This window comes from Paenibacillus sp. IHB B 3415, from assembly GCF_000802655.2.
Taxonomy (GTDB): domain Bacteria; phylum Bacillota; class Bacilli; order Paenibacillales; family Paenibacillaceae; genus Paenibacillus_AQ; species Paenibacillus_AQ phytohabitans.
Genome location: NZ_JUEI01000004.1, coordinates 13,770 through 38,877 on the forward strand (window position 1 = coordinate 13,770; position 25,108 = coordinate 38,877).

Genomic DNA, 25,108 nt, shown 5'->3' on the forward strand with positions numbered 1-25,108 from the left:
CTTTTATAGCTTTACTATATAAGCATGCTTACGGAATGTGAAATACAGGTTTGCTATTTCAATCATTACAAATACTTATGCTTAGGCGAATTCACTATGTTAAAATAGTGAAAAATCGCAAATACCGCTACATTCATCTTCAATAAATGAGGGATTATTATGATTACTGATGCGCTCCGCGTTTTCGTCACTGTAGTAGAGCAGCAGCATTTCTCTAAGGCGGGCGAGCTGCTCAACCTCTCCCAGCCCGGGGTCAGCCTGCATATCCGCAATCTGGAGAACGAATTCGCAGTGAAGCTGCTGCACCGTTCCCCCAAGCAAGTGCGTCTTACTGAAGCCGGAGCCATTCTCTACAGACACGCGAAACAGATGCTCGCACATTATGAAGAGGCTGGCCGGGAGATCCGGCTGCTGCAGGACGAGGTGACCGGCACTCTGCAGATCGGAGCAAGCTTCACGATAGGGGAATATGTGCTGCCAGCAAGGCTGGCTGATTTCGCCAGACAATATCCGCTGGTCAGTCTACAAGTCACCATTGGAAATACGGAAGAGATTATTGCTGCGGTCCGGTCTAACCGGCTGGATATCGGCTTCATCGAAGGTGAAACGTCGGGCTCCGATCTGTCCATCATCCCGTATATGAAGGACAAGATGATTCTGGTCGCACCCTCCGCTCACCCGCTAAGCAGTGAACTCGCTGTAGAGGACCAGATGCTGCGTAATGAAGTCTGGGTGCTGCGGGAACCGGGTTCCGGCACCCGGGCTTTCAGCGACCGTTTTTTGCAGGAATCAGGTATTCAGGTCAAACGCTCCTACGTATTCAACAGCAGCCAGGGTGTCAAGGAAGCGGTCAGTGCCGGACTTGGACTGTCCCTGCTGTCCAGATGGATTGTACGCAAAGAGCTGGCCAGCGGCGAATTAAGTGAACTAAGAATCAGGCATACACTGACTGAACGGGATTTCCGGATCATCCGGCAGAAGAATGCTCCAGATACACTGGCTATGCGGGTCTTTATCGGGAAGCTGCTGGATTGATTTACTCTGCTCCAGTTAATCAGCCAGCAGAAGCCAGAACAGAACAGCTTCAAGACGCCCGGTCCTCCACTGGTATACGTGTGGGGGACCGGGCGTCTTGTAAGATCAATTATTCAGCTATTCTGGCAGGCCGAATCATGATTACCCCTGCCGGCGGAACCTCCAGAGCATGCACACCTTTCTCCCGCACCAGCCTGTGATCCGCAATAACAGTTCCCCGGCAGTCGCGGATATTCACGAGCAGCAGACCCGGATCGCGGTCCAGCTCCAGTACCAGGCGCGGGTTCAGCGTCCCGTTGATTACCAGAACCAGCCCGGGCAAATCCCCTGCTAAAGGGATCACTGTATCATGATAAGCGGCAAACACCCACTTCTGTGCGGTCCGGGCGATGACAAGCGGATACAGCAGCTCGGGACTCACCGGCTCCAATATGCCGTCCAGCAATACATCCCGATGCCCGCGCCAGAAGCTTAGCCAGAAGCCCAGCATAGCCTTATGCGGCTCTGGCAGAGTATCCAGCCGGACGGATATCTGCGGCACAGCGAACAGAATGTTAATGAACTGCAATGCCGCTGCCTCGACCTGTTCCTCCGGATTCCACATCAGCATATCGGCATGTGCCGCGGTATCCCCGCAGATCAGCCGGATATCGATTGTATGCATCCGGTTCTGCAGGGCATCGTTCGGACAATCTGCTGCCCGGAACATATTGCCGTATTTGCGCATCAGCGGTCCGGTATAATTCTGGCGGAATTCGATCATAATATCCGGCTTCAGCTGCCGCAAGCGGGAGAGGACTCCGCTTAACAACAGATCGACGGCTTCCGGAACCGAGCCTGTATCCCGGCTGCCCCAGTCTTCATCCTTCTGGCCCTCAGCCTCCCGGGCCGTATAGAAGCTATCCACGAAGTCGAGCTTGAAGCCGTCCAGATCCCAATCCAGCAATGCCTGCTCATATAAGGAAATTATATATTCCCGGACTTCCGGATAACGGGGGTCTGCCACGCCTGCTCCGAAGCTCTCACTATAGTAGAGTAACTTATCCTTGAAGCGCAGCCAGGCTTCACTATGCTTGCCGATGAGCGGCACGGCATACCACAGGAGGTATTTCATGCCAAGGTCATGGACACGGGCTACATGAGCCTGCATATCCGCTATTTTGTCCGGGCTGGCCTTCCAGTCTCCGCAATACGCATACCCCCGGGCTTCATCTGACGTCTGCCAGCCGTCATCCACAATTACCGCGCCGCAGCCCAGTTCAGCTGCGAGTCTGCACTCCAGCTCTACGGTCTCAGGCTTCAGCTGCTGATGGAAGCTGTACCAGGTGGAATACACCGGCTCCCTTGCGGTATCAGGAACCGGGGACGGCTCACTCCCTTTCAAGCCTGCCCACCATTTCCCCGCTGCGTCCAGTGCTTCATAGTAAGGAACGCTGCGGGAATCCAGCCGCAGGATGAGCTCATAATGTGTTATGGGAGAGACATCGCCTGCGAACAGCGTTACAGCACATTGAAAGCTGGACGTTTCTTCATTCAGCCCCGCACGCAGCTCCAGCGGATTCAAGACGTCTGAGCAGGCAAAGGTCAGAGCATTGTTCCCCCTGCTGCCATACAGGCTGACAACCGGTGCAGAGAAAGTGGATCTGGACAGGAACCCCTCCCGCCAATCGGGAACCAGTCCCCTGTTTCGTTCCGCTGCCGGATGCCACATTCCTTGAATATCAATGGCCTGGCAGCTCCAGCGAAGGGTTAGCTGGGGGGGAGTTGCCGGAACAGGAGCACTGAGTGTCAGGATGGCATAGGCAACGCCCTCTACTCCGTGCTCCATATGAAGCTGAGATTGAAAGTCCGGACTGCTTCCTTCAAGAAGGATCTCGTAATCTCCTGTGTGAATAGTCTTCAATACGGTCCAAACTCCTTTGTAGCCGATTGACTGCTTATACGGTTATAACCGGCAGGGAATCGAAATCTGCACACAGGTGCCGATTCCGGAACGGCTGGCGATCAGCACTCCGTATTCACTGCCTCCATGCAGCTTAATCCGGGAATCTACATTACGGATGCCGTAGCCGATCCGTGTCCCCTCAGGGGACAGAATCTGCCGGATGGTATCCGCATTCATGCCCACCCCATTGTCTATAATCTTGAATATGATGCTGTCCTCCCTCTTCTCCGCCACCAGCCGGATTCCGATGGTGCTGCCGAACCAGGCATGCTCCAGCACATTCTCAATCATCGGCTGCAGAATCAGCTTCACCGTCGCATACTCCAGCACCCCGGGGTCAATATCGTAATATACCGACATCCGCTCCCCGTATTTGATGCCCTGAATGGCAATATAAGCCTTGGCATGCTCAATTTCATTGCCCACGGTTGTGATAATTCCGCCCCGGTTCAAAGACAGACGGTAGAACTTGGCCAGCTCCTGAACGAGGGTGTGCAGCTTCTGAATATCTCCGAATTGGGCCAGACGATTGATCGAGGAGAGTGTATTGTAGAGGAAATGCGGATTGATCTGCGCCTGCAGCGATTCCAGCTCCGCTTCTTTTTTCTGAAGATTGGCGACATAATTCTTGTGAATCAGCTCTTCGATATTACTGCCCATCCGGTTGAAGGCTACGGCAATCTGTGCCAGTTCGTCATTGCCCTTATACTTAATTCTTTTGTGAAAGTCTCCATCGTGAAAAGCGTTCAGCGATCCGACGATCTTCTGAATCCGCCGGGTGAAATAGCTGGATACTCCGATGCCGAGACAGGCCAGGACCAGCGCACTGGCCAGACAGACCAGCAGTGTCATTCTCCGCACTTCGTTTGCGCTCTCATCGAACTGGCTGTTCGGAATATAGGCCTGCAGCACCCAGCCGATGCCTTCCAGCGGCTCACTCAGTTTCAGCAGGTTACCGGCAGATTGCAGGCTGGCGGCTTCCGTATTCTCCGGCGAAGATTCCATCACCATTCGGCCGCTGCGGTCGGTCACCACAAGGGTGGCATATTCGCCGATCTTGCGGTAATCCACCGAATCCAGCAGATCCTGCATCTGAACTGTCACCCGGATTAGACCTATGCTCCGCTGCTTCTGAATATCATCCAGCCGCTGGATCAGTGAGATATTTCCATTCGCCTCATCGCGCAGAACCTGCCGCCATTGTCCGGTACCGGCCTTGGCTTCCGGCATCACAAGAGCCTGGTACCATTCCTCTTTCCGTATTCTTTGTACATGAAAAATTTCATACCGCTTGGTCGAGAGCAGAGGATTGGGTCCAATCTCGCTGTAGTATAGTTCAGGAATGGACTCATTCTCCAGATACAGCGACAGTCCGACATTGCCTGCCGTGTAATTGAGCAGATTCTCAAGCGTAGGCATCAGGGTCTTCGTCATGGTCTCATAGCTGTACCAGCCTTGATCATAGCGCCGCAGGGCACTTTGCAGATTGAAATTGTAGTATAAAGTGCTGGATATACGTTCAATATTATCCGTACGGTAGGTGATGTTATCCCGCATTTGCTGCAGTGTGCCTTGTATGTTCTCCCTCGTCTTCTGTTTCAGCGAGTTTACGGAATGACTGTAAGCGAACATGCCTACCGTACCCACAGCTACCAGCAGGCAGAACACATAAGGCAGAATCAGCTTGTATCCGTAAGGTATGCTTAGCCTGCGCCGCATCTTACAGATGTCTCCTGTAGTCGCCCGGGCTGACTCCGTAATAATCCTTGAATTGCTTGCTGAAATGCGACAGATTCTTATAGCCGACCCGCTGGGCAGCTTCATAAACCTTAAGCTTCGGGTCACCAAGCAGCAGCTTCACCCGTTCCAGCCGTCTTAAGGAGACATAGTCGGAGAAATAGATTCCCTTCTCTTCGTAGAAAATCTGCCCCAGATGATTAGGCGAGAAGGAGAAATGATTGGCAGCATCCCGCAGCATCACGTTGTGCTCCAGACGTTCCTCTATATAAGCTTGAATCTCCTGCACGAGCTTGCGTTTCTTGCCCTGCCGTTTGCGCTGCAAATGCTCCGACAGCTCGAACATACGGCGGCGCAGCCAGGATTTCATATCCTGGGTAGTCTCGAAATGATAGAGAATGCTCAGATGCTTCCGGTCCAGTCCGAGCACCTCGTAGAAGTCCTCATTAATCGTATGCAAATAAGCATCGAGCTTCGACACCACATGCAGAAACAGCTGATAGATCTCCAGCTTGGTCTCCATATGCCCTACCCACACGAACAGCTCTTCATTACAATCGTCGATGGCAACCAGCCGGTAAGAGGACATGGCCTGAAACAAGGCCTGGAGAATATCGTCAAGATCCTTGGCTTCAGCCGTAACCGGCCCTCTGGCATCCGTGTGCAGTATCAGTTTGCCTTTGCCCAGGAACAGCTTCAATCCAAGGGCTTCCTTGGCCCGCTGGAAGGAGAAATGCAGCTCCTTCAGACTGTTCACCAGCGGTCCGGCTCCTATGGTCACTGTCAGCGGAGTTCCGCTGACCGCATGATGAATGAATTCCCTTAGCCGTCCATGGTCTACACGTTCTTCAAGGATTAGAGCAAAATGGAACTGATCCAGTCTGCAGACCTGAATCCGTTCCATCGCACAGAACTGTTCAACCGACAGGCTCAGCTGCCGCTCTATTTCCGCTTTGACCTCCTCACTATAGCCGTTCAGCTTCCAGGCCAGGTCATCCGGTTCCAGCAGAGCGGTGTACAGGCGGGATCTTTGCCATGCAATCCCCATGCGCTGAAGCAGCGGCAATACCCGGTCCTCATCCGGTGTTCCGTCGAGAAGCTGCATGAACAGCTCACGCTTCAGCAGGGGTTCCGACTCCGAGAAGTAATGCTCCAGATGGCTATGCGCCCGTTCCTTGTTCAGGGCCTCCTTCACATCAATCAACGTCCGCCGCATATCCTCATCGTCCACAGGCTTCAGAACATAACCGCAGGCACTCATGGAAATGGCCTGTTTGGCATACTGGAAATCCTCATAGCCGCTGACAAAAACAATCTTCAGCTTCGGATTCAGCTCAAGTGCTCTGCGGGCAAGCTCCATCCCGGTCATAATCGGCATCTTGATATCCGTGACGACAATATCCACCTGCTGCGCTTCCAGCACTTCAAGCGCCTCGAAGCCGCTGCTTGCAGCTGCACACACTTCCATGTCCATGTCTTCCCAGTTCATGAAGTATTGCAGACCCTTCAGATCCAGCAGCTCATCGTCAACCAGCAGCACCTTATACATTCCATCCCCTCCTTCGGACCCGCTTGCTGCCAAGGCGCAAGAGCGGAGGTTATCCCCATAAGGCGGAAGGCAGCCCCTTCCCAAATAATGGGGTATACTTGGCTTCAGTATACCCCACGCCCCAAGCAGACTCTATTGTTATTTCATCTTGCTGAGGTTGTTCTGCCATCTTTCCGTCTGGTACGCCAGCAGCTTGCCGTAACCCGCTTTTGAGGCGTCTTCATTCGCTTGGTTAATCAGGCTCAGCACCTCTTCATCACTCTTGGCGTACAGCGTCTTGGCAAAAGCCTCCTGATAGATATCGTTAACGGCAGTGGCAATGGTTCCTTCTTCCGAATCCGGAAGCGGATCAAGGTTCACGAATTCCGTAAAGTTCCGGGAAGTCTTCCAGGTCACTTTCTGCTGGGCCAGCGTCGTCCAATTCTGCTTATCAGCCGGCAGCTGCGCATCCATCTTGGCTTTGGTCTGATCGATGAATGTCGTGTTGCCTACCCAGTTGAAGCGGCCGATTCTTTCCTTGTCTTTCCCTGCCTGCTCTGTGCTAAGTCCCCCGGCATTTAGAATCGGTACTCCATCTGCGTCAGTCTCATCCCAGTAGAGTCCCTTACGTCCGAAGTTGATAATACGCTGGCCCTCCTCCCCGGTCAACCAGTCCAGGTATGAGAAAATCGCTTCAGGGTCCTTGGCATTCTTCGTAATCACGAGCACATTCCAGCCGAGGGAATTGTAATTATTCGGAGTGATTTTGGTGGCATCCAGGCCGGCCTTGTGGATCGGCCAGATGATCTCGTAGCCCGCTTCCGGATCGGTTGCCTTCAGGGCACCGTCCGCTCCCCGGCCCGGATTGACCACATCGCCATCCACGTATACCGCGACGCGGCCTGTTTTCAGCTTTTCGTTAATCTGGTCGCCGGTCTGCGTGAATACATCCTGTGAAATCAGCTTGTCGCGGAACAGCTTGCTGGCATACTGCATATTCTCAATGAAAATCGGATCTTCAAAGATCGACTTCAGTTCATTGCCCACAGGATTAGCTCTTGTCAGATAAGGTTTGTTCTCCGCCCATCCGCCATACATGGTATCAATGCCCCGGCCTTTGGCTCCAACCTCGAGGGGAACAACATCACTGTACTTCTCCTTCACCAGCTTCAGATAGGCATATAGATCATCAAAGGTTTCCAGCTTCGGCGAGCCCAGCTCTTTATAAATTTTCTTGTTAATGATCCAACCGCCGTTGCCGTTGGGGCTTGAGGTATACCAGTTCGGGAACTGGTACAGCTTGCCGTCGTCTGAGCAGAGCATACCAAGTGTGGCTTCCCCGGCGTTATTTTTCAAATTCGGATATTTGTCGAGATAATCATCCAGTGCCACCAGCATTCCGCCTTGCCGCAGACGCTCGACACTTGCACCGCGGTCCGTCATAATGACATCCGGCAGACTGCCTGAAGCAATCATGGTGCTGAACTTCGTCTCGGCGGCGCCGCTTGACTGAACGGGAGTCATGTTGACCTTCAGGGTATCGGCAATCCAGCGCGTGGTTGAGTCGGCGCCCCACTGCTCAGTAGTATCCCAGTCATAATTGCTGTAATAGCTGAAGGTTACCGGCTTCACTGTGCTTACTGCGTCTGTGGAAGGCTCCGTAGTTGCGGGTACCGCCGTTTCCGCTGCAGCAGTGGCTGCCGCCGGTTCTTTACCGGGTTCTGCCGTACTCTGAACCGCTGCGTTATTCCCCCCGCCGCACCCGGCCATCAGCAGCACCGTACATAATACAACCGTCATTTGTGTCCATCGTTTGGTCGTCCGTTTCAAATTAAGTAACCCCTCTCTACATGTGAGTTCAAGAAATTTGCGCTACTCTTTCAAGGAACCGATGAGTACCCCTTTGACAAAATATTTTTGCAGAAACGGATACACCATAATGATTGGCAGCGTTGCCACCATAGTGGTAGCCATAATCAGCGACTTGGTGGTAACTGACTGCACCAGTGCCAGACGGTCCTGGGCCGCCGCATTGCCTACAGACTGAAGCTGATCCGTCACAATGTTAGAATTCAGGATCTGCTTCAGAAGCGTCTGAATCGGAATCAGGCTCGGATCGTTGATATATATACTGGCTGAGAACCAGTCATTCCAGTGATAGACAGCGGTAAATAGAGACAGCGTAGCCACGACAGGACCTGATATGGGCAATATGATACGGATCAGCACACCGATATGATTGCAGCCGTCAATCCGTGCCGACTCCGCCAGTCCCGCCGGCAGGCCAAGAAAGAAGGTCCGGAAAATAATCATATTATATACACTGATTAACCCGGGAATAACGAGAACCCAAAAGGTGTCCATCATGCCAAACTCCCGCAGCAGCAGAAAGGTAGGAATTAAGCCGCCGCTGAAATACATTGTAATGATGCAGAAGACCATATAGAACCTGCGCCCGATCAGCTCATGACGCGATAGCCCGTAAGCCAGGATAGCTGTGAACAGCACGGACAGGATCGTTCCGGTTAGCGTTCTCAGAATGGATATCATGAACGCCTGCCCGATCCGGCTGTCCTGGAAGACGACCTCATAGTTATCAAACGTTGGGACCCGGGGCCAGAACGTGATGCCGCCCAGCGATGTATCCGAGCCCATATTGAAAGATATAACCAGGGAATTCCAGAAGGGATACAGGGTGACGAAGCCCAGCAGGATCAGAATGATATAAATGAACAGCTGCAGCACTTTATCCCCCGTTGACAGCTTCATCATAACCTGTAACTCCTTTCCCCGCAGAGTCTGATTTCATGAACATTTCTGCATCTATACCGCTTTGATGCTGCTTCGCTCACCATAGGCTGGAGCCCATTTTTCTGGCTGCTTTATTGGCTAGAGCCAGCAGTGTTACACTCACAACTGCCTTGAACAACCCTGCTGCTGCCGCGTATGAGAAGCGGTTATTCAGAATCCCCATCCGGTACACATAGGTATCGATCACATCCGACACATCACGGAGTATCGGATTCGTGGCCAGAATGAGAATATCTTCAAACCCGGCGTTAAGAATATTGCCCACCGCCAGAATCATGAAGATAATAATGACCGGCCGGATACAAGGCAGTATGATCAGCTGGATCTGCTTGAATCTCCCCGCCCCGTCGATGGAAGCGGCTTCATACAGATCCGGATCAATTCCGGCAATGGCAGCCAGATAGACAATGGCGGCAAACCCCATCTCCTTCCACATCCCCGTCCCTACGAGAATACCCCAGAAATACTCCGGCACAGACAGAAAGCTGATCGGTTCAGATGTTAGATTCAGACTCATCAGCAGCATGTTAACGCTTCCATTATCAGTCGACAGCATCGAGCCTACGAAACCGCCGACGATCACCCACGATAGAAAATGCGGCAGATAGCTGACAGTCTGCACGACCCGCTTGAACATCATACTCCGGACTTCATTCAGCATCAGCGCCAGCAGTATCGGTGCCGGGAAGCCGAAGCAGAGCTTCAGCAGACTGATCACCATCGTGTTGCGCATGACTCTCCAGAAGTCCGGGGAATTGAAGAAAGCTTCGAAATGCTTCAGCCCCACCCATGGACTGTGTAAGAATCCGCCGAACAGCTGATAATCCTGGAAAGCCATTAGAACTCCATACATGGGCAGGTAACTGAAAATAAAGATGAAGATCAAAGCAGGCACTACCATCAGCTGAAGATCCCATTGTCTGATCCAGTTATTGCACCAGGATACTGCGTTTCCTTTCTTCCCGACGGGCAATCTCCGCTCGATTTCCACATTGGTCATCCTTCCTGTTTCTTTGCTTTACACCTTCATTCTATGATCTCCAGGAAGGAGCTACCAGTAGCGCAGCCAACGAAAACTGTGGTCCAGCAACGGAGATTTTTTCCGGATCACTCCGGCTGGGTTGAGTTAGTTACAGTGGCTTATTCTTCCTCCACGGGCAATTTGATAGCTTTTACATCGTCTATATACAGTGTTCCGCTGCCCTGTGTCCCGCTGCCTTGGGCAATATAGAATGCGAACTCTTTAATGGAACCCAGATCGATGACGCCGTTGCCGCCAGTAGACCAGCCGGGCCGCAGGAATTCGGTAAAGGGAATACTTACAAGCACTGGCGATGTGCCTTGGACCGGAATACTCGCTTCCCATACCTCACCGTTCGTCTCATGAAACTGAACTGCAAGCTGCCGGTTCGAGCCATCCGGCTGCAGCCAGAAGGAAATGGCTTCCATTCCCGGCCATTCCTTGCCCATGCTGCGGTAGACTCCCGCATAGCCGGGATTGCCAACCGTATAGTCCAGCTTAAGCCCGTAGATGCCGCTGTTCAGATGGTAAGTGTCCAGCGTCACCGTCGCCAAATTGCCGGAGACATTCCGCTGCCATTTGGAACGCAGGCTGCTGTTCGAGCTGCCGTACTGTTCGAAATCATCAATGAGATAACTGTCCGCAGGCGGCGGCACATACGGACCGTTGCCTGTTTCGCCGTTATGGAGCGCACGCGGATTGCTATAGAGCGCTTGAATGGCACTGAGTGAATTTTTGTCGGTCAAATATTGCGACCAGGTCATGAAATACGCATACCGGGGCTGCTTCTCCCGCAGCATATCCATGTCCGGCAGTTCCCCGTTCTCTCCGATAGCAATCGGTCTGCCGCCGCTAAGCTGCACAAGCTTGTTGTAATACGTATCCCGGTAATCGTTGTTATAGATATCCATCGCCAGCACATCTACGGCATCATGACCGGGATAATAAGGAGCAGAATCATAGGCCCATGAGCTCTCGGCATTCGGGCTCCATACCCAGATCAGATTATCCAGACCATGCAGATGGGTGAAACGGTCGTACATATTGTCCCACAGCTGCCTGAACAGCTCCGGCCGCGCGCCCCACCAGAAGAATTCGGCATTCATCTCATGATACGGCCGCCACAGCACCGGAATGCCTTCGTCTCTCAGCTGGGCAAGATATCCTGCAACTTCATCCACTTGAGCAGCCCACTGATTGTAGAGTGCAGTCCCCGGAGTAACAATCTCCGTCATCTGAGCTGCCGTTACATCTCCTGTGACACTTTCCCAGCCGGCGGTGGCAGAATCCATAGGACGGGGCTCATGATACGTCAGGGTAATAATGCTGCCCGTATGACCTTTGTTGATAGCCTCGTCAATCATGGCCTGGCGCAGGGCGCTGAAATCCCCGCCGGTATAATAGGCGAAATCCGAACCCCAGATCGCCGGATAATATCCGGTTAATTCTGCAGCCGTATCATACCAAAGGGATGGCGCTTCATAATAATTATGCTGGCCTGTATACACGGCGCTGCCAACCGTGGCATAGAGCCGGTCCAGAAGTGCTGCCGCTTCCTCCGACGCTCCCGGATTCACCGGGAACATCTTGCCGGTAGTGAGCTCAAGTGAACTCGCCGCCGACACTGCCGTCCCTTCGCTGACTGCTGTCACCTTCACCTCATAGAGACTCTCAGGTGACAGACCTTCCAGCTTATAGGCATACAAGGATTGACCAGGAACATAAGGCACCGTTATACTGCTCCATTCAGTATCCGCCGCCTTTTTGAAGGTAATGCTATAATTCTTCACACCAAAAGGACCCGTAGCTGCCAGCCACTCCAGATCTGCGGACACACCATCGGCACGGTTCACGGTAAACCCTGCTGGCGCCCCAGGTGCAAGGTCCTCTGGAAGCTCCGGCAGCTTGCCGATGTATACCTGATCCAGGAACTGATCCGTCCCTGTCTGATTCTTTGCTGTCAGCTGCATATATTCCCCGTTACTTACTGTGCTCAGCTGTCCTTCTGACCGCGCCCACACCGCAGCGGCGTTCGTAATGAGCGGATGAACGATTTCATCAGAGTTCTCATGATAAACGCTGACACTGACCGTTATTGCTTCCGGGGGCACCGCTGCTGACCTGGTCCAATAGGAAACCAGATAAGAGTCTTGCCTGTCCACAGAAATCTCTGCGCTTCTGACCGCCGAATTACCCGGCAACCGCGCCGCATATTGTCCAGCGTATGTTCCGTAGGTTGTGGTCTGCACCGTTCCTGTCTCGGTCCACGGGCTGATCGAAGCCGTTTCGAAACCGCCATTAGTTAGCAGATTGACGCCCGGCGTTGCCTCCATACCCATCACAGCACCGGAAGTATTGCCGGCAGTATCCCTGGAACGCAGCATAATGGCATACACAGAGAATGGATCAAGATTCTGCAAGGTATAGGTGTATGATGTGACGGTCTCCTGATGGGGAACCGATAAGGTATCCCAGCCGGAGTCTTCCGTTTTTTTGTAGGACAGCTGGTAAGATTCGACCGCCATATCATCTGTAGAGCCCGCCCAGGTCAGCTTAAGCGAATCCGGCTCATGCTCTGCTGTCCAGGTTCCTGGTGTTGTCGGCCGTTCAATGTCAACATTCTCCCGGATCAAAGCGTCATCAATATAATAATCTTTGCTGGTGCTGTTCCAGAAGGAGAAACGGATGTACTGCACCCCGGGAGCCGGTGTGTACAGCAGCTGCTTATACTCCCACTGGGTCGAACCGGAGAAATAGAGATATTGCTTCGTCTGCTGACTGCCGAAGGCATCCAGATCGATCGCCGCACTCGTCACTCCCGTTCCTGCGAATTTGACCCACAAGCCTACCCTGTAGGTTTTACCTTCCTGCACTGCTACGGACGCAGATGCCCCGCCTGTATTCCGCTTCACCTGAAGACTCTTCGCGCCACCATGCTTCTCGGCGGTTGTCACCACCGGACTCCCCCATTTCTCCCACGACACATCTCCCGCTTCGAAGCCGGGATTTCCAAGCAGATTCTCCCCTGCCGAATAAGATACCGCTGGCGGCAGGAGAATTGATGCAACAAACAGAGCGAGGGCCAGGCAACCATGCAACCATTTTTTGCTCGTTCGTGCAGCCACTTTGTTCAGTCCTCCATTTGAATAGAGCCGGATTATATTCGATGATTACATCGTCCGGCTCATCAAATGTAAGCGTTTTCCTTGAGACTCAACAAGAACCCGCAGCAACGAAAACTGTGTTTCAGCAATGACAACGCAGTTAAAAACAGCTAAACCCGCTACAGGCTGATTGTCCCGCGGAAAGCACCGTTTCCACAGGTGACGGCAAGCACTCGTCTCACCTCACAATCAAGCGCAATCCCCTTCCAGCGGACAGCTCCAAGCGGGGCATGCTCCCACTCCTCCCAGGTGTCTCCCCCATCCCGGCTCCATACCATTTCAGATTCTGTGGAGGTCCGGACCATCGGTTCGCTGGCTGAAATCAGCACATCCTCACCGTGTTCACCCCGCCCAACCGAGAGTGCTGATACATTGAAGAGCTTGCCTGCCATAACCGGAAACAGCTTGTGCCAGCTCTGTCCGCCGTCACTGCTGCGCCATAGCCCTTCTGAAATAAACCCCGCATAGATTGTCCCCGGACGGGAGGGAGAGTACGCCACTGCGCTCAGTATTGAAGCCGGGCCGCCAAGCTGAAAAGGAAGCCCCTCTCCTATGAAATCCCAGGTGTCACCATGGTCTGAGGATTGCCAAATCCCCTCCGTGGCTTCTCCGGCAATTAGCTGTCCTGCCTGATGCGGATTCGTATCCATGAGCTGGTTGGACCCGCAGGCATTCTTGACCTGATAGACTACAACGGACAGCAGCTCAGCTTCAATCCAGCGCTTCTGATGCGGAAGTGTCTCCACATAAGCCGGAGGCCGAAAAGCTGTGCGGTCCCATGAAGTGCCGCCGTCCCGCGACCGGTAGATTCCTGCGCCTGCACTGACTGCCCCGTCCACATAGGCATAATAGGTGCCCGGCTGATTGCCGTCCTCACGCAAAGCCTGCACGAATAACCCGGGACCCAGTGTTAGAGCTGCTCGGGCACGGTCTTCACCATCGCGGTATACAGCGATACAGGCTGTACGGCCGTGGCCGATGAGGCCGTACAGATACAATCCCGGATCTGCTGCGGAAATAACAGCCGCAGAGCTTCCGGAATAGCCGGACAGTCCGGGCAGATTGCGGAAGGAGAGACCGCCATCCTCAGTCACCTTCGGGGAATGATCCGCCATGGTGACACAGAACTTGCCGGGCTGCAGCTTATCTGCCACCACCGCTTCCATGCAGGTTGTCTCAAGCCCCCGGAACTGCCCGGCCCGCCAGGTCATTCCTCCATCCCCGCTGTAGGCTACCCCATACCAGTTGCAGAGATAGAGGCGGCCTGGTGTGAACCGGTCTACGATAATCTTGGAGATCGCCCAGCCGGCAGCTGAAGCCCGTGAACCTCCGTTAAAGCTGTCCATGTATGCCGGAAAGCCGCTTAAATCATTATCGTTGTGATGATGGAGCAGCCTCCACCGCTCCGCGCCATCGTCTGAAACATACAGCGGTATCGGCGGAATGTCCTGCATCTGCGGGCGCAGATCAGGTGCAGTATACCAGCGCTCCGGGATATGCCAATCCTGGACAAGGGTCCCGTACCGCTGCGCTCCCTTCAGCAGACCTACTCCGGCAGACTGCCAGGTCTGCCCTCCGTCTGCACTGCTCTTGATGCCGCCCCAGATGCAGGCGGCCAGCAGCCGCTGCGGGTCCCGCAGCCGCTGCGGGTCCCGGCTGTCGAATGACAGCCCGGCAAAGCTGGGACCTTCAACCAGCAGCTCCCACGATTGTCCCGAGTCACGGCTGAGATACAGCCTGCCCGCCTTACCCCGCGGGCGGTCCTGCAGCAGCCCTAATATGCCGTACTCCCCCGGATCGGCATAATCCATATTCAGCTCCTCATCGCTGATCGTTCCGGCATATAACATACCCGGCTGATCCGGGTGAAAAGCTACACACCCGAAACGCTCCTCCGGAAGACTGGTCTGCTCCCAGCTCTCTCCTTCATCCCTGCTGATCCAGAGTCCGCCGGTATACCCGCCGGCCGCTACAATACCGGGATGAACGGGATCTACGGCAATGACCTCCCCGTACATCCGGGTCGGCCCGTTGCCGTAGAAGCCCATCCCGCCGCAGACCTCATACCAGCTGTTCCCGCCATCTGCCGATTTGTGCACCGCGCCGTAGAAGGTCCGGCTCCTCACTTCGCCGCAGCAGCGGAACATCACCTCCGGGTGATGACAGCTAATGGCAAAGCTCTGCACCTGGTGATGGTATGCCTGGGTCAGCCCCCGGTTCAGGGTCTCCCAGCTCTCCCCGCCATCACTGCTGCGGAAGACGCCCGCTACATCACAGCGGGCATATAAAACACGGGTATCCGCCGGATGCTGCAGCAAGCCGGTAATATATCCGCCTCCGCCCAGCGCCGCCGGCAGCAAGACACCTGCCAGGTTCAATGAATTTCCCATGTCAGCTTCTCCCCCCTCGCTCCAGTTCCTCTAAGCATAACTTGGAGCTGACCAGAGCGGCATCCCCGGCAGCAACGAAATCTACCGCTGAACAAAGAATGTGAATCGCAGTACAAAGCTGCGGCTTCTTTTCCAAATTCATAATTGCCTAAATAAGGGCAAGTTCACCTTGCATAACTCCATTCAGACTTATTCGGGAGCAGCATCTTGGGGAGCACATTGTATTCAGTTTTTCGCATACATTTGGCCCGGTTACCTTCGCAGAAGCACATTGTATTCGGTTTTTCGCATACATCTGGCCCGGTTACCTCCGCAGAAGCACATTGTGTTCGGTTTTTCGCATACATTTGGCCCGGTTACCTTCGCAGAAGCACATTGTATTCGGTTTTTCGCATACATCTGGCCCGGTCATAAACAAGGCGCTCCCCCTGGAACAGTATCCGGGGGAGCGCCTCTTGTTTATGCCATAATTATTAGCCTGTAGTTTCGCAGCAGCACATTGTATTCGATTTTTCACATACATTCGGCCCTGATGCCTTCACAGTAGCACATTGTATTCGGTTTTTCGCATACATTCGGCCCGTTTACCTTCGCGGTAGCACATTGTGTTCGGTTTTTCGCATACATTCGGCCCTGATACCTTCGCAGCAGCACATTGTGTTCGGTTTTTCGCATACATTCGGCCCGTTTACCTTCGCAGTAGCACATTGTATTCGGTTTTTCGCATACATTTGGTCTATTTACCTTCGCGGTAGAACATTGTATTCGGTTTTTCGCATACATTCGGTCCTAATACCTTCGCGGAGGCACATTGTATTCGGTTTTTCGCATACATTTGCTCTAGTTACCTTCACTGTAGCACACTGTATTTGGTTTTCCGCATACATTGGGTCTAGTTACCTTCGTTGAAGCACACTGTATTCGGTTTTTCGCATACATCTGGCCCGGTTACCTCCGCAGAAGCACATTGTGTTCGGTTTTTCGCATACATTTGGCCCTATTACCTTCACGGAAGCATATTGTATTCGGTTTTTCGAATACTCGTCCTTCAGACGAATCCGCGGTTGGAAGAAAATAAAGTTGAAGACTGGCAGGCGTTTCATTATGCAAAAGGAAGTTATGTTTAAGGAGCCGATACTTTATTAATACAAAGCAGAAGGATCCGCCGCAGCGGATCCTTCTTACTTCTGTTGCCAAGAACAGCTCAAATCTCTTTTAGTAGTGGAAAATGAGACTAGTGCCCGCAATTGGATAACAAGAGCCGAATGAGTGGGAAACTTCACGTTCTGTTCTTTACTGTTAGAGATTGGGGGAGTTCCCCGGTCTAAACAATTTTCACTCCATAAATGAGCGCTCGTTCGAGACGTCGTATTTTAGAATGTCCATTGTCATCCTGTTCCCCCACTTTTTCAAAAACGGCGCTGACTCATGTCTTTCAATATGGGCTGTCAGACATTCTTGATCTTGCCACCGCTGGACAGTCAGTATACGTCCGGTGCGTGCATCTTCCAAAGTAAAGGCATAAAACAGGCATCCCTTTTCAGCTCTCGTACTGGAAACAACGGCCTGAACTTCTGCAGTGAACTCATTCACATCAGACGGATTTAGGTGAGCGTAACCCATGAGTATCATCATTGCTGTTCATCCTTTTCTTAACTAAGTGAGTAAATTGCTTCATAACTGATTCTCGTTCTGCTAGGAGAGTGATAATCGTTCGAGCTGCCGTCCTTACACGATCGTGAGCACGATTTTGCCTTGAATGTGTCCACCGGATACCCGCCCATGCGCCTTGCGAGCATCGGCGAGCGGGAATGTACTGTCAATGGCGACGCGAACCGTCCCGGCATCGAGTAAGCGTCCTAATTCCGCCAACTGCGGACCGTTTGAGCGCACCTGGGTCATTGATACCGTGATGCCCAGTTTCGCGGCTTCCTCAGCGTCAGAGAAGCCTATGAATACCGGGAACAAAGCTCCGCCACGCTTGAGCGTGCGCAAGAATCGACCGGTTGTTGGACCACCAAGGGTATCGAGGACGAGATCAACGTCTTTGGCGATATCCTCAGGAGAGTTTTTGGTATAATCAATGAATTCGTCAGCACCAAGCCCGCGCAGGAATGACTCATGTTTGCCCGATGCGACCGCGATGACATGCGCGCCCTGCCATTTAGCCAGTTGTACCGCTATATGCCCCACGCCGCCCGCAGCGCCATTGATGAGTACCGTCTTGCCCTTAAGCGGCACCGGACGATGCGGCTCCGGTTGAAACGGATTCGCTTCACTATGCCCCAGCTCAATCAGGAACTGCCATCCGGTGAGACCTGCCATTGGCGCTCCTGCAGCAAGCACGTGATCGATGCCAGCCGGTTTCAGCGCAAGATCTGATGCTGGTGCGGTGACGTACTCGGCATAAGCAGTGCTCTCCCCCATACTAGGAAAACGAACCATACCGAAAACTTCATCGCCGACGGAGAAGCCTTGCACATCCGTAGCTACCGCCTCGACGACGCCCGACACGTCCGACCCCAGAATCAAGGGAAAGGACACCGCTGGCTGCCACTCAGGAGGAAGATCCTTATACCCTTCGCGCAAATACCAGTCAGGCGGATTGATGCCAACCGCGTGAACGCGGACCAGCACCTCACCTGGTTTCAGCTCGGGAATCGGCGCCTCCTCGTAACGCAGTACCTCTGGGCCGCCGAATTCATACTGGCGAATTGCTTTCATTGTATCTTTAGACATCTGGCTTTCTCCCTTCATGCAAATGAGTTATACTTACCAGAGCAGCGCTCCGTTTAAACGGATCACCGTTCCGTTTATGATTATACGGAGCACTGCTCCTATTGTCAAGGGGGGAATAACTATGCGATCCGATGCAAAGAAAAACTATGAGCACATACTGACAATCGCGAACGTCGTTGTAACTGAGCACGGCGCCGATGCCTCGCTGCGCGATATCGCACGCAGAGCTGGTGTCGGGCTCGGCACACTATATCGTCATTTTCCGACCAGAGAGGCGCTACTTGATACATTGCTCCGTGCAGGTTTCGACGAGTTGACCGTAAAGGCATGTGAGCTCGAGACTGCGGATTCACCCGGTGATGCACTTGTGTCTTGGCTACGTGAGGTCGTTACATTCACTGGGATCTATCAGGGTGTTGTGACAGTTATGGTTGAGGCCATGGAGGACACGGAGTCCGCACTCCACGCTTCGTGCGTCACGTTACGAGAGGCAGGTGCACGGCTTCTCGTACGCGCTCAGTCCAGGGGACTTGCGCGTACCGACATGAACGGTGATGACCTGTTCGCGCTAGCTGCTGCACTTGCGTGGCTCGGTGACCAGCCCTCGTCAGTGCCACGAGCTGAGCATGTTTTCAGTATTATTGTGAGCGCAATTCTTACGAATGGAGCGAGCAGCGATTTCAAGGCATAGCAGCGAACTTAGGGTAGGTTGGATCCTTAGTCGAGGTTAGTTAAACATCAAAAGCCTGTGAGCGCAATTCTTACGAATGGAGCGAGCAGCGATTTCAAGGCATAGCAGCGAACTTAGGGTAGGTTGGATCCTTAGTCGAGGTTAGTTAAACATCAAAAGCGGCAGAAGAAGACTTTATCTATGCAGTCTTCTTCTGCCGCTGCTTCATTTTATGGATCAGTCTAAAACTTATTTGTCCACAACTGATGTACATCATCTTCCTAACTAACAAAAAAACTGAACCCCGTCCCCGGGATTCAGTCTCAACTAACCATTTCAGTTCTAACCTAGGCTTGAACCAGCACGCCATCCTCCAGATGAAGCACACGGTCGCACCACTCCAGCATGCGGTCATCGTGGGTTACCATAACGGCTGCCTTGCCTTCGCTCCGCACCTCGTCAGCGATCATCCGCACTACTTCTCTGCCGCGGCTGTAATCCAGACTCGCTGTCGGCTCATCTGCGAACAGGATAGCCGGTTTGTTCATCCACGCCCGGGCAATGGCCACACGCTGCTTCTCACCGCCGGACAGCTGCTCGGGATACTGATTGCGCCGCTCCCAGATTTCCAGACGCTTCAGCAGATAGGTTGCCCGAACCTTGGCTTCCTTCGTGGTGATCTTAGCCAGCTTGGCAACATAGAGCAGCTGTTCCTCCACCTTCAGGAAAGGCAGCAGCTGTGCGCTCTGGAACATGAAGCCAATCTTTTGCAGCCTCAGCTCCGTCAAATCACCTTTGTCTTTGTCACGCAGCGATTCACCATCGATGAAGATTTCCCCGCTTGTTGGGGTGAGCAGAGCACCGGCGGCAGAGAGAAAAGTGCTTTTGCCGGACCCCGAAGGACCCAGTACTGCTACGAATTCACCTTCGTTTACCGTAAAATCCAGGTTATTCAAAACAGTCATTGCCCCGTCTCCGTCCCCGTAGGTTTTGGTCACTTGCTTCATGATTAATTTGGCACTCATGCTCCAGTCCTCCCTATCGCTTCCAAGGCATCCACCTTGGCTACTCTTGCTACAGAAATCAGTGAACCCAGCAGCGACATTCCGATGAACAGCAGGCTGGTCAGAATCATCGTCTGGCCGTCCAGCTGGAACGGCATCGCATCCGGCAGCCCCATATTCATTCCGAACGTAAGCAGCAGGCTCAGTGCCAGACTGGCTACAGACAGAATCAGGACTTGGCCGACTACGCTCCAGGCTAAATAGGACATTTTGGTACCCATTGCCTTAAGAATACCGAACTGGCTGGTCTTCTGGATTGTGATTACGTAGAAGAATACGGCAAGTACAACTGCAGCAATAATGAACAGGAAGGCTATCATCATAAGCAGTGAATTCTGTTCAGCCGCATATCCGGGGACACTGGAAATCGCCTGTTTCTGGGTAATCACCTCTACCGCCTGCTGCTGTCCGGCAATTTCAGATGCCTGTGCAGAAGATACTTTTAGCGCGATAACGTTGTAAGGAGCATTGCCTGTGCTGTCTGAGCTGCCGCCCTGAACTGCCCCTTGCTTCATGGCCTGCCAATCCAGCTGGTTAATATATACCACCGGGGTATGGCTGTACGAGCTGTCTTTCACAAAACCGCTAACCGTCCAGCTCATGCCTGTTGCCTGATCACTGATTGTACTGCCGATCGTGACACCGGACTCTTCCAGCTTCGAATCTACCACGGCATTCCCTTGAACATCATTGGTGATCCCAGCACCATCCGTCACTTCAGGAGCGAGCATCCCCGCCATATCTACGGCAAAAAAAGTAATGTCCGCCTTCACATCTGCATCGGCAGCAGTAATAGTACTGGTCTGCACTCCAAGCGGAGTTGCCTTCGCCTCCCCTGCTACCGCACGGGCTGCTGCAAGCTCCGATTCGCCTAACTGTGAACGTCTAAACGTATGGTCAGCGTCGCTCTGCACGACAAAATAATTCGCAGGCATATTCTCCAGTGCCGAGATATTCGCATAGGCAAGTCCTCTGGCCAGGCCCGTTACGAACAGGACCAGAAACGAAACCAGCAGCATAATCACCATTATGAGGCTGTAGCGTGCTTTGGAATGCCTCATCTCCCGTAAAGCCAAAAACATATAACCACTCCTTCTAATCTGTATATCCACAGTTTAGAGGATGAAAATGAACGGAGTATGAATAAAGAATTACATTATACGGATTGAACTATAGACTTTCCAAAACTGATGTTATGCGCAGGCTGCGGTGAATGTTGGACTTCCGCTGCTTTCATCTGTTACTAAACGTCTGCTCAATCAATATAGTGGCTGGGCAGGGAGACAGTAAAGGTAGTCCCTTCTCCAACCGTACTTGCCACCTCGATCGTACCGTTATGCGCCTGGATAATCTTTTGTGCAATGGCCAGCCCCAGCCCGCTGCTGTTGCTGTCACGGGTGCGCGCCTGATCCACTTTGTAGAACCGGTCGAAGATCATCGGCAGCTGCTCCGCAGGAATCCCTTCACCGTTGTCCGCCACTGTTACAGTGCAGGTATGATCGTCTGCACGTGCTGAAATACTGATTGTGCCGCCCGCCGGAGTGTACTTCACGGCATTCGAGACCAGGTTCATCCATACCTGATAGAGCAGGTTAGGGTCGCCTTCCAGTGTAATTTCAGCTACGTGCAGCCGGACCGCAAGCTCCTTCTCTGTAAGATGCCATTCCATAATCTGCATGACCTGGCGGAGCTGGGCACGGAGGTCGAAGCTTCGCTTCTGCAGGGCATGTTCTTCATAGTCGAGTGAGGATAAAGTGAGCAGCTGCTTGCTGAGCACGGATAGCCGGCGGCTCTCTTCATCAATGATCGACAGGTACTCCAGCCTCTGGGGTTCGGGCAGCGCACCGTCTTTGAGAGCATGGGCAAAACCCTGAATGGACGTCAGCGGAGATTCAATTTCATGTGAGACATTGGCGACAAATTCCTGACGCGCCCGGTTTGTCCGTTCCAGCTCCCGGCTCATCGTCATGAAATGGGAGGCCAGCTGGCCGATTTCATCGCGCCGGGCGGTATATAGTTTGATGTCGTACCTACCTTTGGATATTTTGAGTGTAGCCTCGGTCAGCCGTGTTATGGGCTTCACCACATGGAATACTGTAATGAGCATAAACCACAGGCTGAATAAGATAATGACGCCAATCAGCACGGCAAAAAAGATCCGCAGCTCGCCAAACTGCACCTCAGCATCCGGACGCATGAACAATGCATAAGTCTGTCCGGTGATCTGAACAGGTACACCAATCGAATTGCTGAGCTGATTATCGAAGAAGCCGGTGATAAATGCTGAGCTGGGGAAATTACCGACTCCGTGGTAAATGCCCCCCGCCAGCACCTTTTGCAGCGCTCCCTCCTGCAGGTCATTTTTGCGGAAAGGCAGGCCGTAGAATTGTTCATCGCCTTTGTCATTGGATAGATACATCTTGTACCCTAACGAGGCTGTACTCAGCAGATACTCTTCCACCGCATCCGGGTGGTCCTGAATGAACTGCTGCAAGCCAATGGCCATTTTGGTCAGCTTGGCATCGTTCTGCGGTTTGATTTTGGCCTGATAATATAGATTGGAAACCAGGAACCCCAGTACACTGCTGATCACTATAACCGAGCAGAACACAATACTCATTCTTACATACAGCGATCTCATGTGTTCACCATGTCCACTTTGTAGCCAATCCCGCGTACGGTGCGGATCGTGAAATCATTCTGGTAGTCGCTGAACCGCTGGCGCAGCCGTTTGATATGCACATCCACCGTCCGCTCATCCCCTTCATAATCCGCTCCCCAGACCCGTTCGATCAGCTCACTGCGCGAGAACAGCCGTCCGGGATATTGCGCCAGCTGGGCGAGAAGCTCGAATTCCTTCACCGGCAGCAAAAGCACCTCATTCCCGTCACTGATCTCATAATTCTTACGGTCAATCACCAGTGAGTTCAGGCGGATTTTGTCATCAGAGGCAATCGAATAACGGCGGAACAGTGCCTTAATGCGGAACAGCAGCTCCTCCGGTTCAAAAGGCTTGGTCACATAATCATCCGTCCCGCGCAGATACCCCTGCTCCTTGTCACTGAGCTGCTGGCGGGCCGTCAGGAGGATCACCGGAATATCGTATGTTTCCCTTATGTACGAGCATAGCTCCAGACCATCCATGTGCGGCATCATCACATCCACCACCGCGAGATCCACAGTCTGCTCCTGCATCAGGGTTACCGCTTCCCGGCCGTCGCCGGCTTCCAGGACATGATACCCCTCTCTCGTCAAGACATGCCGCAGCAATGTGCGGATATGGACATCATCGTCGGCTACTATAATCTTTTTCAATTGTAAGCTCTCCCTCCGGGCTTGCCGAATTCAATGACATCATACTAGCAACAAACCATTATCAAGACAAGCCTATGAGCCTTCACCCGTCCTTGTGAGAAAAGGCATAATGCTCTCCTTCAGCGGTGTGACAGGACGCCCCATTAGCCGTTCCAAATCTCCTGAAGTGGATGATGTATCCAGCTTGCTCATAAAAGCATAGATCCAGTGCTGAACTGCGGCATCCTGACGGTGTACCACCGGCTTCCCGGCAACCCCGGTTAATACTTCAGCCAGATCTGCAAAATCCCAGGTATGTGCAGCGGCCAGCTCATAAATATGATTGCCTGGTTCTCCTTCAAGAAGCACAGCCGCAGCGGCCAGCGCGAGATCTCCACGGGTTACCGAATTGAACTTCCATTCTCCCGGAGCAGTAATCAATTCCCCGCTGGACAGTGCTTCCTTCAGCCCCAGCACCCCTACGAAATCAATGTATAGGGCATTGCGCAAAAAGGTATATTCCAGTCCGGACTCTATAATCGCCTGCTCGGTTAGCGTGTGCACATTGTCCGGCTTGCTCTGCTCTGATCTCTGCCGGGGAAAAGCAAAGCCCGTATAGAGAATATGCCCGACACCGCTTCGCTTCGCTGCATCAATGACCCGCTTGTGCTGGATCAGACGGACGGCGTCATCCGTATTCGAGCTGGAGATTAGCAGCAGCCGGGATATCCCGTGAAAGGCTTCGTCCAGCGATTCCGTCACATCGTAATCGGCATAACGGACTTCTACCCCTTGTTCCCGGAGATACGCCGCCTGCTCAAGCTTCCGTACTCCGGCTACAATCTGTTCTGCGGGGATACGGCTGCGCAAATTTTCTACGATCAAACTTCCCAATTGTCCGGTAGCGCCAGTAATCATTATCTTCATTATTATTTCTCCCTTGTATGTTCGCTCAATTTGTTCAGCAGACCCAGCAGCTGGTGCAGCTCCGTTTCATCCAGACGCTTCATCACGCTGGCAACAGCATTCCGGTTTCCAGGCAGCTGTTCAGACAGCAGGGCGCGGCCAGCTTCGGTAATCGAAATTACCGTCTTGCGGCCATCCTTGGCATGATCCGCACGGGAGATATAACCGTCTTTCTCCAGCGGAGTGAGCAGGAGGCTGATATTGGCTTTGGTCACACCGATTCTCTCAGCGAGCAGCGAAGGGAGTATCGCTCCCCCTTGCTTCGCAATCTCTACCAGTACGCGGATTCTTGCCCCGTTTAGCCCTTGAGCCTGCCAGTATTTCTCGGATACGGCTACTGCATGGGCTGTCGCTCCCACCATAGCGAAGAAAACCTCATTGTGGAGCGGCAGCTCCAGCACATACTTTTGCAGAGTATCCATTCGTGCATCCATCCGATCATTCATTCGATCATCCATCCGATCATCCATTCCTTCATTCATAAGTCCATTCATAGAATCATCCATCTGTCCGTTCAATTGTTCATCGGCTGGTTTATTCATCCGCTCACCCATTTGATCACCCATTCTATCATTCAGAGTTCCGTCCATAACGCCCTTTAATGAGACATAACACCGCTTAACGAGAATTATCGCCCCTTAACGAGACATAACACCCCTTAACGCCTCTTAATGCCGCAAGCTCAATTTAGTTAATGGCTTAACTATATTTTATATAGAGATTAACTCAACCAGCTCTTATTGT

General features: G+C 52.8%; 18 protein-coding genes. 2 read left to right on the plus strand and 16 right to left on the minus strand.

Annotated features, from left to right (window positions below; all coding sequences use genetic code 11):
* Window positions 1-159: 159 nt before the first annotated feature.
* The gene (locus QW71_RS02215) at window positions 160-1,035 is read left to right on the plus strand and encodes a LysR family transcriptional regulator (protein ID WP_039292678.1); all 876 of its coding nucleotides are present in this window, start codon (window positions 160-162) and stop codon (window positions 1,033-1,035) included.
* A 109-nt stretch (window positions 1,036-1,144) separates the two neighbouring features.
* Here the strand turns inward: QW71_RS02215 and QW71_RS02220 are convergent, their stop codons facing one another.
* The 10 genes from QW71_RS02220 to QW71_RS02265 form a co-directional block, all read right to left on the minus strand.
* Window positions 1,145-2,938, minus strand: coding sequence for a glycoside hydrolase family 36 protein (locus QW71_RS02220; RefSeq protein WP_039292680.1), 1,794 nt, complete (start codon window positions 2,936-2,938; stop codon window positions 1,145-1,147).
* Window positions 2,939-2,980: 42 nt separating this feature from the next.
* Window positions 2,981-4,699 (minus strand): sensor histidine kinase, encoded by a 1,719-nt coding sequence (locus QW71_RS02225; RefSeq protein ID WP_039292682.1) that lies wholly within the window; start codon window positions 4,697-4,699, stop codon window positions 2,981-2,983.
* Window position 4,700: 1 nt separating this feature from the next.
* The gene (locus tag QW71_RS02230; RefSeq protein WP_039292685.1) at window positions 4,701-6,266 is read right to left on the minus strand and encodes a response regulator; all 1,566 of its coding nucleotides are present in this window, start codon (window positions 6,264-6,266) and stop codon (window positions 4,701-4,703) included.
* A 138-nt stretch (window positions 6,267-6,404) separates the two neighbouring features.
* Window positions 6,405-8,045, minus strand: a complete 1,641-nt coding sequence (locus QW71_RS02235; protein ID WP_039292688.1) for an extracellular solute-binding protein — start codon at window positions 8,043-8,045, stop codon at window positions 6,405-6,407.
* 72 nt (window positions 8,046-8,117) lie between these two features.
* Window positions 8,118-9,017 (minus strand): carbohydrate ABC transporter permease, encoded by a 900-nt coding sequence (locus QW71_RS02240; RefSeq protein WP_039292691.1) that lies wholly within the window; start codon window positions 9,015-9,017, stop codon window positions 8,118-8,120.
* Between the two features lie 76 nt (window positions 9,018-9,093).
* Entirely contained in the window at window positions 9,094-9,957 is an 864-nt protein-coding gene (locus QW71_RS02245) for an ABC transporter permease (RefSeq protein WP_373604756.1), read from the minus strand.
* Between the two features lie 239 nt (window positions 9,958-10,196).
* Window positions 10,197-13,202, minus strand: a complete 3,006-nt coding sequence (locus QW71_RS37680; protein WP_052769842.1) for a glycosyl hydrolase — start codon at window positions 13,200-13,202, stop codon at window positions 10,197-10,199.
* A gap of 158 nt (window positions 13,203-13,360) precedes the next feature.
* Window positions 13,361-15,631 (minus strand): sialidase family protein, encoded by a 2,271-nt coding sequence (locus QW71_RS02255; protein ID WP_039292697.1) that lies wholly within the window; start codon window positions 15,629-15,631, stop codon window positions 13,361-13,363.
* Between the two features lie 1,335 nt (window positions 15,632-16,966).
* On the minus strand, window positions 16,967-17,266 hold the full coding sequence (locus QW71_RS02260; protein ID WP_039292700.1) for a putative quinol monooxygenase: 300 nt from the start codon (window positions 17,264-17,266) through the stop codon (window positions 16,967-16,969).
* 93 nt (window positions 17,267-17,359) lie between these two features.
* Window positions 17,360-18,370 (minus strand): NADP-dependent oxidoreductase, encoded by a 1,011-nt coding sequence (locus QW71_RS02265; protein WP_047013566.1) that lies wholly within the window; start codon window positions 18,368-18,370, stop codon window positions 17,360-17,362.
* Between the two features lie 121 nt (window positions 18,371-18,491).
* On the opposite strand from QW71_RS02265, the gene QW71_RS02270 reads away from it, so the two are divergent.
* Window positions 18,492-19,061, plus strand: coding sequence for a TetR/AcrR family transcriptional regulator (locus QW71_RS02270; protein WP_039292705.1), 570 nt, complete (start codon window positions 18,492-18,494; stop codon window positions 19,059-19,061).
* A gap of 326 nt (window positions 19,062-19,387) precedes the next feature.
* On the opposite strand, the gene QW71_RS02275 is transcribed toward QW71_RS02270, so the two are convergent.
* The 6 genes from QW71_RS02275 to QW71_RS02300 all read right to left on the minus strand — a co-directional run bounded on the left by QW71_RS02275 (window position 19,388) and on the right by QW71_RS02300 (window position 24,906).
* Entirely contained in the window at window positions 19,388-20,065 is a 678-nt protein-coding gene (locus tag QW71_RS02275; protein ID WP_039292708.1) for an ABC transporter ATP-binding protein, read from the minus strand.
* Window positions 20,062-21,186 carry an ABC transporter permease gene (locus QW71_RS02280; protein WP_039292709.1) on the minus strand — a complete coding sequence of 375 codons (1,125 nt, stop codon included), beginning with the start codon at window positions 21,184-21,186 and terminating at the stop codon, window positions 20,062-20,064. The genes QW71_RS02275 and QW71_RS02280 overlap by 4 nt, the downstream gene beginning before the upstream one ends.
* A gap of 173 nt (window positions 21,187-21,359) precedes the next feature.
* Window positions 21,360-22,745, minus strand: a complete 1,386-nt coding sequence (locus QW71_RS02285; protein WP_039292713.1) for a cell wall metabolism sensor histidine kinase WalK — start codon at window positions 22,743-22,745, stop codon at window positions 21,360-21,362.
* The gene (locus tag QW71_RS02290; protein WP_039292716.1) at window positions 22,742-23,419 is read right to left on the minus strand and encodes a response regulator transcription factor; all 678 of its coding nucleotides are present in this window, start codon (window positions 23,417-23,419) and stop codon (window positions 22,742-22,744) included. The genes QW71_RS02285 and QW71_RS02290 overlap by 4 nt, the downstream gene beginning before the upstream one ends.
* A 72-nt stretch (window positions 23,420-23,491) precedes the next feature.
* The gene (locus QW71_RS02295) at window positions 23,492-24,325 is read right to left on the minus strand and encodes an NmrA family NAD(P)-binding protein (protein ID WP_039292719.1); all 834 of its coding nucleotides are present in this window, start codon (window positions 24,323-24,325) and stop codon (window positions 23,492-23,494) included.
* Window positions 24,326-24,327: 2 nt separating this feature from the next.
* Window positions 24,328-24,906, minus strand: coding sequence for a MarR family winged helix-turn-helix transcriptional regulator (locus QW71_RS02300; protein ID WP_235441363.1), 579 nt, complete (start codon window positions 24,904-24,906; stop codon window positions 24,328-24,330).
* Window positions 24,907-25,108 lie beyond the last annotated feature (202 nt).

What these genes read in the sequence shown, in the direction of transcription:
- QW71_RS02215 (WP_039292678.1), top strand. Translation starts at nt 160, where the DNA reads ATGATTACTGATGCGCTCCGCGTTTTCGTCACTGTAGTAGAGCAGCAG.
- QW71_RS02225 (WP_039292682.1), bottom strand. Translation starts at nt 4,699, where the DNA reads ATGCGGCGCAGGCTAAGCATACCTTACGGATACAAGCTGATTCTGCCT.
- QW71_RS02230 (WP_039292685.1), bottom strand. Translation starts at nt 6,266, where the DNA reads ATGTATAAGGTGCTGCTGGTTGACGATGAGCTGCTGGATCTGAAGGGT.
- QW71_RS02235 (WP_039292688.1), bottom strand. Translation starts at nt 8,045, where the DNA reads ATGACGGTTGTATTATGTACGGTGCTGCTGATGGCCGGGTGCGGCGGG.
- QW71_RS02240 (WP_039292691.1), bottom strand. Translation starts at nt 9,017, where the DNA reads ATGATGAAGCTGTCAACGGGGGATAAAGTGCTGCAGCTGTTCATTTAT.
- QW71_RS02245 (WP_373604756.1), bottom strand. Translation starts at nt 9,957, where the DNA reads ATGGTAGTGCCTGCTTTGATCTTCATCTTTATTTTCAGTTACCTGCCC.
- QW71_RS02255 (WP_039292697.1), bottom strand. Translation starts at nt 15,631, where the DNA reads ATGGGAAATTCATTGAACCTGGCAGGTGTCTTGCTGCCGGCGGCGCTG.
- QW71_RS02260 (WP_039292700.1), bottom strand. Translation starts at nt 17,266, where the DNA reads ATGATGATACTCATGGGTTACGCTCACCTAAATCCGTCTGATGTGAAT.
- QW71_RS02265 (WP_047013566.1), bottom strand. Translation starts at nt 18,370, where the DNA reads ATGTCTAAAGATACAATGAAAGCAATTCGCCAGTATGAATTCGGCGGC.
- QW71_RS02270 (WP_039292705.1), top strand. Translation starts at nt 18,492, where the DNA reads ATGCGATCCGATGCAAAGAAAAACTATGAGCACATACTGACAATCGCG.
- QW71_RS02275 (WP_039292708.1), bottom strand. Translation starts at nt 20,065, where the DNA reads ATGAGTGCCAAATTAATCATGAAGCAAGTGACCAAAACCTACGGGGAC.
- QW71_RS02280 (WP_039292709.1), bottom strand. Translation starts at nt 21,186, where the DNA reads ATGTTTTTGGCTTTACGGGAGATGAGGCATTCCAAAGCACGCTACAGC.
- QW71_RS02285 (WP_039292713.1), bottom strand. Translation starts at nt 22,745, where the DNA reads ATGAGATCGCTGTATGTAAGAATGAGTATTGTGTTCTGCTCGGTTATA.
- QW71_RS02295 (WP_039292719.1), bottom strand. Translation starts at nt 24,325, where the DNA reads ATGAAGATAATGATTACTGGCGCTACCGGACAATTGGGAAGTTTGATC.
- QW71_RS02300 (WP_235441363.1), bottom strand. Translation starts at nt 24,906, where the DNA reads ATGAATAAACCAGCCGATGAACAATTGAACGGACAGATGGATGATTCT.